The organism is Mitsuokella sp. UBA4253 (assembly GCF_002395285.1).
GTDB lineage: Bacteria > Bacillota > Negativicutes > Selenomonadales > Selenomonadaceae > Mitsuokella > Mitsuokella jalaludinii.
On the sequence record NZ_DGWR01000018.1, the window covers coordinates 1 to 13659 of the forward strand.

General features: G+C 61.1%; 12 protein-coding genes and 2 tRNA genes. All 14 read right to left on the minus strand.

Annotated features, from left to right (window positions below; genetic code table 11):
* Nucleotides 1–295 precede the first annotated feature (295 nt).
* Nucleotides 296–372: transfer RNA gene (locus B2X55_RS10440), tRNA-Met, on the minus strand.
* Nucleotides 373–377: 5 nt separating this feature from the next.
* Nucleotides 378–463: transfer RNA gene (locus B2X55_RS10445), tRNA-Tyr, on the minus strand.
* Between the two features lie 73 nt (nt 464–536).
* Entirely contained in the window at nt 537–1664 is a 1128-nt protein-coding gene (ftsZ, locus tag B2X55_RS10450) for a cell division protein FtsZ (RefSeq protein WP_286822078.1), read from the minus strand.
* A 148-nt stretch (nt 1665–1812) separates the two neighbouring features.
* Nucleotides 1813–2586 (minus strand): cell division protein FtsQ/DivIB, encoded by a 774-nt coding sequence (locus tag B2X55_RS10455; protein ID WP_270528772.1) that lies wholly within the window; start codon nt 2584–2586, stop codon nt 1813–1815.
* 97 nt (nt 2587–2683) lie between these two features.
* Nucleotides 2684–3622 (minus strand): D-alanine--D-alanine ligase family protein, encoded by a 939-nt coding sequence (locus B2X55_RS10850; protein ID WP_349678254.1) that lies wholly within the window; start codon nt 3620–3622, stop codon nt 2684–2686.
* Nucleotides 3623–3701: 79 nt separating this feature from the next.
* Nucleotides 3702–5108, minus strand: coding sequence for a UDP-N-acetylmuramate--L-alanine ligase (gene murC, locus B2X55_RS10855; RefSeq protein ID WP_349678255.1), 1407 nt, complete (start codon nt 5106–5108; stop codon nt 3702–3704).
* Nucleotides 5109–5133: 25 nt separating this feature from the next.
* Nucleotides 5134–6243, minus strand: a complete 1110-nt coding sequence (gene murG / locus B2X55_RS10465) for an undecaprenyldiphospho-muramoylpentapeptide beta-N-acetylglucosaminyltransferase (RefSeq protein ID WP_278823216.1) — start codon at nt 6241–6243, stop codon at nt 5134–5136.
* A gap of 22 nt (nt 6244–6265) precedes the next feature.
* Nucleotides 6266–7660: a UDP-N-acetylmuramoyl-L-alanine--D-glutamate ligase gene (gene murD / locus B2X55_RS10470; RefSeq protein WP_286822118.1), complete on the minus strand. Its 1395-nt coding sequence runs from the start codon at nt 7658–7660 to the stop codon at nt 6266–6268.
* A gap of 51 nt (nt 7661–7711) precedes the next feature.
* Nucleotides 7712–8665, minus strand: a complete 954-nt coding sequence (mraY, locus tag B2X55_RS10475; RefSeq protein ID WP_226868428.1) for a phospho-N-acetylmuramoyl-pentapeptide-transferase — start codon at nt 8663–8665, stop codon at nt 7712–7714.
* Nucleotides 8666–8712: 47 nt separating this feature from the next.
* Nucleotides 8713–10086 (minus strand): UDP-N-acetylmuramoyl-tripeptide--D-alanyl-D-alanine ligase, encoded by a 1374-nt coding sequence (locus B2X55_RS10480; protein WP_286822079.1) that lies wholly within the window; start codon nt 10084–10086, stop codon nt 8713–8715.
* A gap of 41 nt (nt 10087–10127) precedes the next feature.
* Complete coding sequence (locus B2X55_RS10485) at nt 10128–11627, minus strand: UDP-N-acetylmuramoyl-L-alanyl-D-glutamate--2,6-diaminopimelate ligase (RefSeq protein ID WP_286822080.1); 1500 nt, start codon at nt 11625–11627, stop codon at nt 10128–10130.
* Nucleotides 11628–11754: 127 nt separating this feature from the next.
* A complete protein-coding gene (locus tag B2X55_RS10490) occupies nt 11755–12132 on the minus strand; it encodes a cell division protein FtsL (RefSeq protein WP_226868425.1) in 378 nt (125 codons plus the stop codon).
* A complete protein-coding gene (gene rsmH / locus B2X55_RS10495) occupies nt 12132–13109 on the minus strand; it encodes a 16S rRNA (cytosine(1402)-N(4))-methyltransferase RsmH (protein ID WP_279181974.1) in 978 nt (325 codons plus the stop codon). The genes B2X55_RS10490 and rsmH overlap by 1 nt, the downstream gene beginning before the upstream one ends.
* A gap of 34 nt (nt 13110–13143) precedes the next feature.
* Nucleotides 13144–13581 carry a division/cell wall cluster transcriptional repressor MraZ gene (gene mraZ / locus B2X55_RS10500; protein WP_036378560.1) on the minus strand — a complete coding sequence of 146 codons (438 nt, stop codon included), beginning with the start codon at nt 13579–13581 and terminating at the stop codon, nt 13144–13146.
* Between the last annotated feature and the right edge of the window lie 78 nt (nt 13582–13659).

A 13659-nucleotide genomic window follows, 5' to 3' on the forward strand; every position in this document is an offset into this window, starting at 1 on the left:
AGAACAACTTTGTCTTTCGAAGCTCTCGCTTCAAGCGACTCATTTATTGTACCGCATCTCTTTCAGACTGTCAAGAACTTTTTTATTTTTCTTTTTTGTCTGAGTCATCTGCTCCAGCAAGGCGCTTCCAATCAAGGAGTATTTTCTTGCCAGGCCGATGTCTCGCGGCGACTTGTATTATATTACAGGATGATGGTGCATTTGTCAACACCTTTTCCTCAAAAACTGCAAAGTTTTTTGAGCTCCTGCAGTAAAACAAAAACGCACCGATTACTCGATGCGTCATATTGGCTATTGGTGGCGGCACAGAGATTTGAACTCCGGACACTGCGGGTATGAACCGCATGCTCTAGCCAACTGAGCTATGCCGCCATAAATGGTGGGCAGGGATGGATTCGAACCATCGTAATCCGAAGATGACAGATTTACAGTCTGTTCCCTTTAACCACTCGGGCACCTACCCATGTCTCAACAAGTGCGTCAAGAACAAGTATTATTATAGCGACTCTCTACGCACTTGTCAACACCTTTTTATTTTATTTTCTGCGCATCCAGACAGGAATGTCGATGAAGCTGTCTGTGCCGACCGTGCTGCCGACAGACGGATCCTGTGCAGGCTGCTGGGCAGGGGCCTGCTGCTGTGCTGGCGCCTGATTCTCTGCCTTCTGCTGTGGCTTGAACTCGGGGATGCCGACCGTCTCCTCCGGCGCGTCAAAGCCCGTGGCGATGACGGTGACGCGCACCGTATCGCCCATCGAGTCGTCGATGGATGCACCCCAGATGATGTTAGCCTGCGAGTCTGCAGCCTTCTCGATGGCCTCCGATGCCTCCGTGACCTCGAACATGCTGAGGTTCTCTTCTGCGCCCGTCACATTGAGCAGGACACCGCGCGCACCGTCGATGCTCGTCTCGAGCAGCGGCGAAGCGATGGCAGCCTTGGCGGCCTCTACAGCGGCATTCTCGCCCGAAGCCTCGCCAATGCCCATCAGAGCAGACCCCGCATTGCTCATGATGCTCTTGACATCAGCAAAGTCGAGGTTGATGAGGCCCGGCAGGGCGATGAGATCCGAGATGCCCTTGACGCCCTGGCGCAGGACATCATCAGCGATGCTGAACGCCTGCGTGATTGGCGTCTTCTTGTCGACGACCTGCATGAGACGGTCGTTCGGGATCGTGATGATCGTATCGACGTGCTTCTTGAGGTTCTCAATGCCGAGCTCCGCATTGCGGCGGCGCTTCATGCCCTCGAACGAGAACGGACGTGTCACGACGCCGACCGTCAGCGCGCCGATCTCACGGGCGCACTCCGCCACGACGGGTGCGGCACCAGTGCCCGTGCCGCCGCCCATGCCGGCCGTCACGAATACCATGTCTGCGCCGCGCAGTGTGTCGAGGATATCGTCGCGGCTCTCCTCAGCGGCCTTCTGGCCAATCTCCGGCTGTGCGCCGGCGCCAAGGCCGCGCGTGAGCTTCTCGCCGATCTGCATGCGCTTCGGAGCCAGGGATTTGAGCAGGGCCTGCGCATCTGTATTGACGGCAATGAATTCCACACCCTGCAGTCCGAGATTAATCATGCGGTTGACGGCATTGCTGCCGCCGCCGCCTACACCGATTACTTTTATTTTGGCTAACTGATCGAGCCCATTGTCATCCAGTTCAAACACTGCCTTAACCCCCATCATCTATGAATACGATATCATATTCTGTATATTGTCCGGCATCCTCTGGATGCCTGTTTCTTGAAAAAAAGATACCTTTATCAGTTTACCATCATTCTATACGGATTTCCATAGGCAAAGTGAAAAATTTCGCTCAAGGCTTGCCCTCCTCTTTCTCGAGATTCGGATCGAATCCCTTGAGCTTGATGAACGGTGCCTCGTAGCTGAAATCGACGTAATCGATGGCATGGCGGCTCGTCTTGAGCGATTTGACGAAGTCAGCCGTGAGGACTGCCTTCTCGTCGAGCCTGTCGAGCTTGCCGAGCCGGATCTGGACGGAGCTGTTCGCATAGGCGACGACGCCATCGGGATTGGCGATGTTGACCTCTGAAATCTGATTGAGTGCCTCTGTGTCAATCTGGCTCAGGAAGTAGAGCACCTTCTTGACATTCTCATCCTTGACCTCATCACCGAGGTAGAGCCCCTTGACTTCCATGCCCGTGATCAGAGGGATCGGCACGCTGTGCAGCGCGCGGTAAGCCGCGATGATCTTGCCATTGTGGTCGAGGTCCAGGTACCCGTAGTCACAGGCGACTGTCGCGACCGGCTTGCGCTCAACGACCTCGATCTCGAGGCGGTCCGGCAGGCGGCGCCGCACGACGGCCGACTCGATGCGCAGGTCGTGCATGAGGTTCTGCGCCACGGCATCCGTCTGCAGCTGGAAGAGCGGCTCGCCCGTGTGGATGCGCCCAATCTCAAGGACCTGCTCCCTTGTCAGATACGATATGCCGCTGACTTCCACGCGCTGCAGCGTGAAGATTGGCGTGTAGACCACGATGGCCATGACGAGGCCGCAGGCCGCCAGGAACAGGAGTCCCTTAAAAAGCCGCCTGCCGCTGCGATGTTTTTTCTGCTCTTGCTCCTTCAATCTCTCTCCCCCTGTACAAAAAAGCGCCGGACGATGCCAGAGTCCGGCGCAGCAAATCAGTAGATCAAAGCGAGATCAGCGATCTCACTTGGCAATCTCACTTCTGGAAACCAGCCATCTCGAGGATGCGCTCGCAGAGCTCCGGGAACTCCACGCCCATCGCGCGGCCGGCATCTGGCACGAGCGAGAGTTCCGTCATGCCCGGCACCGAGTTGACCTCGATGACGTACGGCGTGCCGTCCTCGCTGAGCATCATATCGACGCGGGCAACACCCTTGCAACCGCAGGCCGTGAACGTCTTGATGGCGAGCGCCTGGATCTCCTTCGTCTTCTCGTCCGAGACGCGGGCTGGGATGATGTGCGTCGAAGCGCCCTTCGTGTACTTGCTCTCGTAATCGTAGCGGCCGGAAGCCGTCGTAATCTCGATGATTGGGAAAGCCTCTTTCTTCTCCTCGTTGCCCCAGACGGCTACCGTGAGCTCCTTGCCGCGGATGAACTCCTCGATGAGGACCTCGTCGTTGTAGGAGAAGGCTTCCTTGAGTGCGTCGGCGAGCGCCTCCTTCGTCTCGACGATGTAGACGCCGATGCTCGAGCCTTGCGAAGCGGCCTTGACGACGACCGGCAGCGAGAAGCCCTGCTCGATCTCGGCGGCGAGATCGCGCTTCATCTCATAGCGGTGGTATGTGTGCGAGCGCGGCGTCGAGATACCTTCGGCAACGAAGACGCGCTTCGAAGCTGCCTTGTCCATCGTGACAGCAGCAGCGAGGACGCCCGAGCCCGTGTACGGGATGCCGAGCATGTCGAGCGTGCCCTGCAGGACGCCGTCCTCGCCGAACTTGCCATGCAGCGCATTGAATACGATCGCGCAGCCGCTCTTCTTGATATCCTCGGCAAACGTCGGCGGATTGAGCTCCATGCCCTCTGCATTGTAGCCCTTCGACTGCAATGCCTTGAGGATGGCCGCCCCCGTCTGGCGCGAGATCTCTGCCTCCGTAGACGGACCACCCATGACGACGACGATCTTATCCTGGTTCATGATGAAAATTTCTCCTTTATCCTCTTTATCTTATCCTTGACATCTTATCTTTGACGCCTATCTGCTCTACAGCGCTTTTTCACTCAGCCTGCAGCAGCGCGACGAGCTCCTCGCCCGTCTTGTAGATGTCGCCGGCGCCCATCGTGATGACGAGGTCGCCCGGCTGCACGAAGTCCTTGAGATAGGCGGCGAGCTTCTCGCGCGCCGGCTCGTAGACGACATGCTGGCCCGACTGGCGCTTGACCTCGTCGACGATCGTCTGGCCGCTGATGCCCGGGATGGGCGCTTCGCCTGCGGCGTAGACATCAGTAAGCACGAGGACGTCAGCCGAGACGAATGCCTTGCCGAACTCCTCGTGCAGGAGCTGCGTGCGCGAGTAGCGATGCGGCTGGAAGACGCAGATCAGGCGCTTCGGGCTCGTCTCCTTGGCGGCCTTGAGCGTCGCGGCGATCTCCGTCGGATGGTGCGCGTAGTCGTCGACGATCCAGATGCCATTTGCGCGGCCCTTCGTCTGGAAGCGGCGCTTGGCACCGTGGAAGGCCGCGAGGCCCGCCGCCATCTTCTCGAAGCTCACACCGATCGAGAGGCCCGTGACGATGCAGGCCATCGCGTCGAGGACATTGTGGCGGCCCGGGATGTTGAGATTGACGTGGCCGAGCTCTTCCTCGCCGTGGAAGACATCGAACGAGATGCCCATGCCGCTGTGCGTGATGTTCTTCGCGCGGTAGTCGGCCTCATGGTCGATAGCGTAGGTGATGTACTTGCGGTCGAGATTCTTGGCCATCGTGCGCAGGTTCTCGTTGTCGAAGCAGATGACAGCGTAGCCCGTCTCCTTGTCGACATTCTGGATGAACTGCGTGAAGGCCTTGATGATGTTCTCCATCGTGCCGTAGTGGTCCATGTGGTCGTCTTCGACATTCGTCACGACGGCAATGTGCGGGTGGAGCTTGAGGAAGGAACCGTCGCTCTCATCCGCCTCCGACACGAGGTAATCGCTCGTGCCGAGCTCGGCATTCGTGCCGAGGTCGGGGACTTCGCCGCCGACGACGACGGACGGCGAGACGCCCGCGTGCGTCAGCGCGACGCCGAGCATTGAGGTCGTCGTCGTCTTGCCGTGCGCGCCGGCAACCGCGATGCCCTTGTACTCGTTGACGAGGGCCGCATTGATGTCCGAGCGGTGCAGCTTCGTGATGCCGAGGTCCTTGGCCGCCAGGACTTCCGGATTGTCGAACGGGATGGCCGTCGAGACGACGATGGCGTCGACGCCGCGGACATTCTCCGCCTTCTGGCCGCCCAGCGTGATCTTCGCCCCCATCTGGCGCAGCTTCTCGATGATGCCCGAATCCTCGCGATCCGAACCCGACACCTCATAGCCGAGCTCGACCATCATCTTGGCCAGCGGGCTCATGCCGGCGCCGCCGATGCCCACGAAATGAATCTTCTTGATGCCTTTCAGCTCTTTGAGCTCTTTATGCACTCCAATCACCTTTTCCCTTTGTTCCATCTGTTCTTTATTTCTTGGCGATATCGAGGACGAGGTCTGCAATATCGCTGGCCGCCTGCGGACGCCCCATCGCGCGGCTGGCCTTCGCCATCGCCTGAAGCTTGTCGGGCTCGCTCAAGAGCTCGGTGAGCACAGAACTCAGGCGCTCCGGCGTCAGTTCCCGGTCGAGGATCATGCGCGCCGCCCCTGCTTCCTCGAGCGCGCGCGCATTGTGCTCCTGGTGGTTCTCCGCCGCATAGGGATACGGGATCAGGATGGCCGGGATGCCGCGCGCCGTGAGCTCAGCAAGGCCCGTCGCGCCGGCGCGGAAGATGGCGAGGTCCGCCATCGCCATCGCCTGCGGCATGTTGTAGAGGTACGGCTTGACGAGGATGTGCGGGCAGGCGGCAAGGTCGACACCGGCCTCCTCGAGCCCCTTGAGCACCGGCTCGTAGCCGCGCTTGCCCGTCACATGCAGGAATTGCACCTCTGGATGCGCTGCCGCAGTCTTGATGACGCCGATCATCGCGAGGTTGATGGCGCGCGCACCGCGGCTGCCGCCCGAGACGAGGACCGTCAGCTTCTTCGGGTCGAGGCCGAAAGACGCCGCGCCCTGCTCGCGCTGTGCCGAGAGCACTTCGCTGCGGATCGGGTTACCCGTGAAGACGACCTTATCGGCCGGGAAGTGCTTCATGGCCTCTTCCGTGCCCGCCGCGATCTTCGTCACGAACTTCGAGAGTATCTTGTTGGTGATGCCCGGCACGACATTCTGCTCCTGTATGAGCGTCGGGATGTGCATGAGGCTGGCCGCGAGCAGGATAGGCCCGCAGACGTAGCCGCCCGTGCCGATGACGACGTCCGGCTTGAACTTGTGGACGATGCGCGTGGCCTTGGCCACGCCGACCATCGCGCGGCCGGCGCGCAGGATGTTGTCGGCCGTCAGATGGCGCTCGAACCCCTGGATGTCGACTGTCGTGAAGGGCAGTCCTTCCTTGGGGATGATGTCAGCCTCGAGGCCGCGCTTCGTGCCGACGTAGAGGAATCTCGCGTCGGGCACCTTCTGCTGGATAGTCCGGATGATGGTGATGGCCGGGTAGATATGGCCGCCCGTGCCGCCGCCTGAAACAATGATATTCAAGATGAGAAATCCTCCCGTCGAGTCACTTCTGCTGTTCTAATTCATGGACGAGATGCTTGAAGTCGCGGCCGCGCTCCGCCATGTTGTGGTACATGTCGAAGCTCGCGCAGGCCGGCGAGAGCAGCACGACGCCCGGCTCCTTGGCCAGCGCATGCGCGATTTCTACGGCCTTGCGCATCGAGTAGCCGGCCGCATAGATCCGCTCCTCAGGGAAGCCATTCTCGACAGCGGCCCCGTAGAAGCGCGCGGCTGCGCGGCCGATGAGGACCAGTGCGTCAACGCGCTCGCAGACGAGCTTCATGAAATCCGTGAGGTCCGTCATCTTGTCGTCGCCGCCCGCCAGCAGGACGATGTGGCCGTCGAACGTCTCGAGCGCCTTGATGGCCGAGTCCGTATTCGTCGCCTTCGAGTCGTTGTAATACGGCACGCCGTCAATCGTCGTCACGTACTCGATGCGGTGCTCGACACCGCGGAACGACTTGAGCACGGGGACCATCAGCGCGGGCTCACAGCCGGCGAAGAAGGCCACGGCGATGGCCGCGAGGGCATTCTCGACATTGTGCGGTCCCTTGATGCCGAGCTCATCCGTGCGGCAGAGCTCATGCTCCTCACCCTGCCAGCGGATGACGATGAGGCCGTCACGCACGCTGCCGCGCACAAAGACGCCCTCCTCGAGTTCTTCCCGGCGGCTGAAGTAGCAGACCTGCGCCTGCGTGCGCGCCTTCATGCCGCGCGTCTTCTCGTCGTCGTAGTTGAGGACGACGTAATCGTCCCCCGTCTCCTCGCGGAAGATGCGCTCCTTCATGGCCTGGTAGACCTCCATCGAGCCGTGGCGCACGATGTGGTCCGGCGTCACATTGAGCAGCGCCGAGACGTGCGGGTGGAAGTGCTCCGTCGCCTCCATCTGGTAGCTCGAGATCTCCGCCGCGATGCAGCCGCCCTTGCCGATGCGCAGGGCCTCCTCCGACAGCGGCACACCGATGTTGCCGCCGACGCCGACCTTGTCGTAATGCGTCTCGAGCAAGAGTCCGAGCAGCGTCGTCGTCGTCGTCTTGCCGTTCGTGCCCGTCACCGCGCAGATTGGCGACTCCGCAATGTCATAGGCGAGCTCCACCTCGCTCATGATGCGGATGCCCTTCGCGTAGGCCGCCTGGATGAGCGGGATGCGCACCGGCACGGCCGGCGAGACGATAATCGTATCCACGCCCTCGAGCAGGCTCTCCTGCTGCGGGCCGAAGGCGAGCGCGACGCCGAGCTCGCGCAGCTTCGAGAAGTTATCGCCGAGCTTCTCGAGCTCCTCTTCCGTCTTTGCGTCGCTCAGCGTGACCGCTGCGCCAAAGCGGCGGGCGAGCTTCGCCGCGGCAAAGCCGCTGACGCCCGCGCCAATGACCAGTACGTTCTTCTGCTTCCAATCCAACTCCATGACAAGTCCTCCCGACTATACAAGAAAATCCGACTTTACATCCCGTTACGGCATCATCAGCAGTCCGACGACGCTCGCGACAAGTCCGACCATCCAGAAGACAAAGACGACCTTCGTCTCCTTCCAGCCGCCGAGCTCGAAGTGATGGTGTATAGGACTCATGCGGAAGACGCGCTTGCCCGTCGTCTTGAACGAGATGACCTGGATGATGACCGAGAGCGCCTCGCAGACGAAGACGAAGCCGATGACCGCGAGCAGGATCTCCGTATGCGTCAGGATGCCGACAGCCGCAATCGCGCCGCCGAGTGCCAGCGAGCCCGTATCGCCCATGAAGACCTTGGCCGGGTGGGCATTGAAGCGCAGGAAGGCCAGGCAGGCCATCATCATGGCCACGCAGAAGATTGCGAGGTCAAAGTGGCCCGTCATATAGCAGACGAGCGCATAGGCGCCCGAGGCGATGGCCACCGTGCCTGAAGCCAGGCCGTCGAGGCCGTCCGTCAGATTGACGGCATTGCTCGTGCCGACGAGCACGAAGAGCACGAGGAAGTAGTAGCCGACGCCGATGTCGAGATTGATGTCGGCAATCGGGATCCAGATTGTCGTGTCGATGCCGAGCACGCGCGTGCCGACGATCATCGTCACGATGGCGATGAGGATCTGGCCGAGCATCTTCTGCTTCGCCTTGAGGCCGAGGTTGCGTTTCTTGACGACCTTGATGTAGTCGTCGAGGAAGCCCAGCACGAAATGGCCGAGCGTGATGAAGAGGGCCAGCAGGACAGCCGGCGTCAGCGGCGCCGCCGCCACCGTCGCGATCACGATGGCCAGGATGATCATGATGCCGCCCATCGTCGGCGTGCCACTCTTGGCCTGATGGCTCTTCGGCCCTTCTTCACGGATGCTCTGTCCGAACTTGAGCTTGTGCAGCTCCGGAATCAGTAACGGCCCTGTGCAGAGCACGAGGCCGGCGGCAAAGATGGCCGCAAGAAGTATCTTATCCAAGTTCTAACGTCTCCACTCTCTTTATGATTTCCCACTCAAGCCAGTGCTCAGAGCAGGTCGATGATCTTTTCCATCTGCATGCCGCGCGAGCCCTTGAAGAGGATCGTGTCGCCCGGCTCGAGGATCTTGTGCAGGTAGTCGGCTGCCGCCTCGTGCGAATCTGCGCGGAACACCTGCGGCACGCCGCCCGCCTCCGCGCCGTCCGCGATGAAGGCGCCCATCTGGCCGCGCGTGACGACGGCAGCAAAGCCGTGCTCGGCGAGCTCACGGCCGACCTCGCGGTGCGCCTCCTCCGAGACGCTGCCGAGCTCGAGCATGTCACCCATGACGGCGATCTTGCGTCCTTTCGTCAGCTCCGAGAGCGTCTCGATGGCCGCCTTCATCGACATCGGGCTTGCGTTGTAGGCATCGTTGACGACATGGTACATCTTGACATCCTGCACCTCGAAGCGCATCTTCGTCGCCTTGAGGTTGCGCAGGCCGGTGGCCGCCTCCGCAGGCGTCAGGCCGAGCGCGAAGCCGGCCGCGATAGCTGCGAGCGCATTGTAGACATTGTGGCGGCCGACCATCGCAAACACAAACGTCTGCTCACGTCCCTTCCAGTCGAGCGTGAAGCGCGTCTCATGGCCGCCGACCGTCTCGATATCCCTGGCGCGCACATCGGCCTCATTCTCGATGCCGAACGTCAGGACACGCACGCCCTCCTTCGCCTTCGAGCGCATCGCCGCGACGTACGGGTTGTCCGCATTGAGGACGACCGCGCCGCCCGCGGGAATGGCCTCGACCATCTCCGACTTCGCCTTCGCGATGTTCTCGATGGAACCGAGGAGCTCCATATGCGTCTCGCCGACATTTGTCACGATGCCGACAGACGGCGCCGCGATCGGCGCCATGGCCTCAATCTGGTGCAGGCCGCGCATGCCGATCTCGACGACAGCAGCCGTGTGCTCCTTGCGCAGGCCCAGGAGCGTCAGCGGCAGGCCGATCTCATTGTTGTAGTTGGCCTGCGTCTTGAGGACAGGGCCGCGCGCCGAGAGCACCGCAGCCGTGAGGTCCTTCGTCGTCGTCTTGCCATTCGAGCCAGTGATCGCCACGACCGGCAGCGAGAAGCGCATGCGCCAGGCGTGCGCGAGCTGCTGATAGGCCGCAAGCGTGTCCGGTGCGATGAGCACCGTCGTCTTGAGGCCGGCCAGCTGCTCCTTCGGGCAGCCCGTGCTGACCATGACGCCGCTCGCACCCTTCTCGACCGCATCGCGCACAAAATCCTCGCCGTTGAAGCGCTCGCCCTTGAAGGCGAGGAACAGGACTCCCGGCGTGATCTTGCGTGTATCCGTCACGATATCCGTGAACTCTTCATGCTCCATCTTGTAGAGCTGTGCCCCCGTCGCTTCGCGGACCTCATCAAGCGTAAATGCTGGCATCGGAAAACTCCCTCCTGCAACTCTGCAACTCTGTAATCTCGTCAATTCTTCTCGGCCATCTTGGCAGCGACAGCTGCGCGGGCCTCTTCCTTATCGTCGAAGTGGATCGTCTTGTCCTTGAGGATCTGATAGTTCTCGTGACCCTTGCCGAGGATGACGACGATATCGTCCTTCTCCGCCATCTCGACAGCGCGGTAGATGGCCTGGCGGCGGTCCACGATGAGCTCATGGTGCTTCGTGCCGATGGCCTCCTCGACACCCTCCTCGACCTGCGAGAGGATGAACGCCGGGTCCTCCGTGCGCGGGTTGTCCGACGTCGCGATGACGACATCGGCGAGCTCCGCCGCAAGGCGTCCCATGATTGGGCGCTTCGTGCGGTCGCGGTCGCCGCCGCAGCCGAAGACAGCAATGATGCGCCGCTTCGCGATCTTGCGCGCCGTCTTGAGGACATTCTCGACGCCGTCCGGCGTGTGCGCGTAGTCGACGATGATGGAGAAGTCCTGGCCAGCCTTGACGAGCTCGAAGCGGCCCGGCACTGCCGTGAAGGCCTCGAGCGCCTCCTTGATGACGGATGCGTCGATGTGCTCAGAAAGAGCCGCGCCGACGGCGCTCATGACATTGTAGACATTGAAGATGCCCGTTATGTGGAGCGAGAGTTTCATCTCGCCGAAGCTCTCGTGATGGAGCACGAACTCCGCGCCGTTCGCGTGGACGAGGATGTCCGTCGCGCGCAGGTCGGCTTCCTTCTCGATGGCGTACGTCAGGTGATCGCACTTCGCGTGCGCGAGCATCGTCGCACTGGCCGCATCGTCGATGTTGACGACAGCCGTCTTGCCCTGCTTGCAGCCCTGCTCCGACACATGGTCGAAGAGCTTCGCCTTCGCGAGCATGTAGTTCTCGAGCGTCTTGTGGTAGTCGAGGTGATCCTGCGTGAGATTCGTGAAGACAGCCGTGTCAAACTCGATGCCCGCTACGCGGTTCTGGTCGAGCGCGTGCGACGAGACTTCCATGACGACGTAGTCCATGCCCTTGTCGCGCATCATCGCCAGCGTGTGCTGCAGCTCGACGACATCCGGCGTCGTATTGTGGATTGGCAGCACCTCATCCTCGATCATGATCTGGATCGTGCCAATGAGGCCGACCTTATAGCCTGCCTTGCGCAGGATGGCGCGCGTGATGTAGCTCGTCGTCGTCTTGCCGTTCGTGCCCGTGATGCCCACGACGCGCATCTTGCGCGCCGGGTAGTCGTGGAAGTACGGCACGATCGTGTCGAGCGCCGGCTGCAGCTCCTTGACGCGCAGCACCGCGATGCCCTGCGGCACCTCGACATCCTCGCGCGTCGTCACGATGGCGCTTGCACCCGCCGCGACAGCCTGCGGGATGAACTTGTGGCCGTCAACGTGGACGCCCGGGATGCAGACGAAGAGCGTGCCCTGCTGCACCTTGCGCGAATCGTGCTCGATGCCCGTGATGACCGTATCGCGATTTCCGATGATGACAGCATCCTCCAAGAGATCTGCCAGCTGACCGATAGTTTTCATTGTATTTCCTCCCCAAGGCTCCGCCTGCGGTCATGCCGCCGCGGGCCGTTACCTATTATAAACCGTATCCATGCGTCCTGCAAACACAAAAGAAGCTGCTCGTTCGATTTGCAGCCTCTTTTCCATCTTATTTACTTTCATGCGAAAAATACGTCTTCTTCGGGACCTGCATGCCAAGCTGGCTCTCCGCGATTGCCTTGATGCGCTCCGGGTTCTTGAGCTTCGCGATCTCCACATTGAGCCGTTCATTCTCCTGCTCGATGCGAGTGGCCTCGCTCTGCGTCTCGACGAGCGTGTAGCCGCGGCTCGCACTGATGCCGCTGCCGATCGTCACGAGCATCGCGAGCAGTGCCGTGACGATGAAGAGCACCTGGAAATGAGAGCGCAGCGACGTGTTGAGCACGCGGTGCACGAACATCTCCTGACGCTCCGGCTTGTGCTCCTCCGCCTGATGCACGGGGACCTCCTGATACGATTCGTCCTGTCTTTCCTGTCTTGCCAGCATCAGCGCGCCTCCTTTCTCGTCTCTTCCTGATCATCCGCTGTGTCCAGTTTCTCCGCGATGCGCAATTTGGCACTCTTCGAGCGCGAGTTGTGCGCGAGCTCAGCGGCCGTCGCCTGCTTCGGCTTGCCGAGCAAGCGGATCTCCGGCCTATGGTGGCAGACGCAGACCGGCAGCTCCGGCGGGCAGATGCAGCCGCGCGCCATCTCCTTGAGCGTCTGCTTCGCGATGCGGTCCTCCAGCGAGTGGAAGGTGATGATCGCGATGCGCCCGCCCGGCTTCAGGTGATGCACCGCCGTGCGGAACGCCTTCTCGAGGATGCCGAGCTCGTCGTTGACCTCGATGCGGATGGCCTGGAAGATGCGCTTCGCCGGATGGCCGCTGGCCGCCTGGCGCACCGCCTTCGGCACCGCCTTGCAGATGATGTCGACGAGCTCGCCCGTCCGCTCGATGGGCTTTATGGCGCGCTCTTTGACGATGAACTGCGCGATGCGGCGCCCCCAGCGCTCCTCGCCGTAATCGTGGAAGATGCGGTCGAGCTCCTTCTCGCTGTACGTGTTGACGACATCGTACGCCGAGAACTTCGCCTCCGGGTCCATGCGCATGTCGAGCGGCGCATCGTGCATGTACGAGAAGCCGCGCTCCGCCGTGTCGATCTGGTGCGACGAGACACCGAGGTCAAAGACGACGCCGTCGACGAGCGGTGCCCCCTGCGCCTCGAGGATTTCCTCGAGATGCGAGAAATTGCTGTGCACGATGTCGACATGGCACTTGACGTCCTTGAGGCGCTCCTTCGCCGCCGCGATGGCCTCCTCATCCTGATCGATACCGATGATGCGGCCCTCAGGCGAGAGCAGTTCCGCGATGCGATGGGAATGGCCAGCGCCTCCCAGAGTACAGTCGACATAGATCCCTTCTTTATTTGTCACGAGACCCTTGACCGTCTCCTCCAGCATGACGCTGATATGATGAAACTCCACGTTTCCTTCCCCCATCTATCTATCGCTTCCTATTCTATATGCCGAGCTCCGCCAGCGACGCCGCGATGGCCGTCACATCCGGCTCGACTTCCTCGTTGTAGCGGCTCCACTGTTCCTTGCTCCAGACCTCGATGCGGTTGTCCGCCCCGGCCAGCACGACAGGCTGGCGCAGCGTGATGTCCGCATAAGCGCGCAGATTTGCCGGCACGAGAAAGCGCCCCTGCTTATCGCATTCGAGCGTGCGCGCCCCCGAGAAGAAGAACCGCACGATGGCGCGCGCCTCCGGCTTCGCGAGCGGCAAGGCCCGCAATTTTGCCGCGAGCTCCTCCCATGCCTGCTGACCGTAGAGGAAAAGGCACTTGTCGAGCCCCTTCGTGATGACAAAGGAAACACCGAGCTCCTGGCGGAAATCAGCCGGGAGAATGACGCGTCCCTTCGCATCAATCGTATGGGCATACTCACCCATGAACATCCCGCTGCACCGCCTTTCCACACATCTGGCACTTTTCCCCACAATTCGCCACTTTATCTATTCTTTTTTATAGCAGAT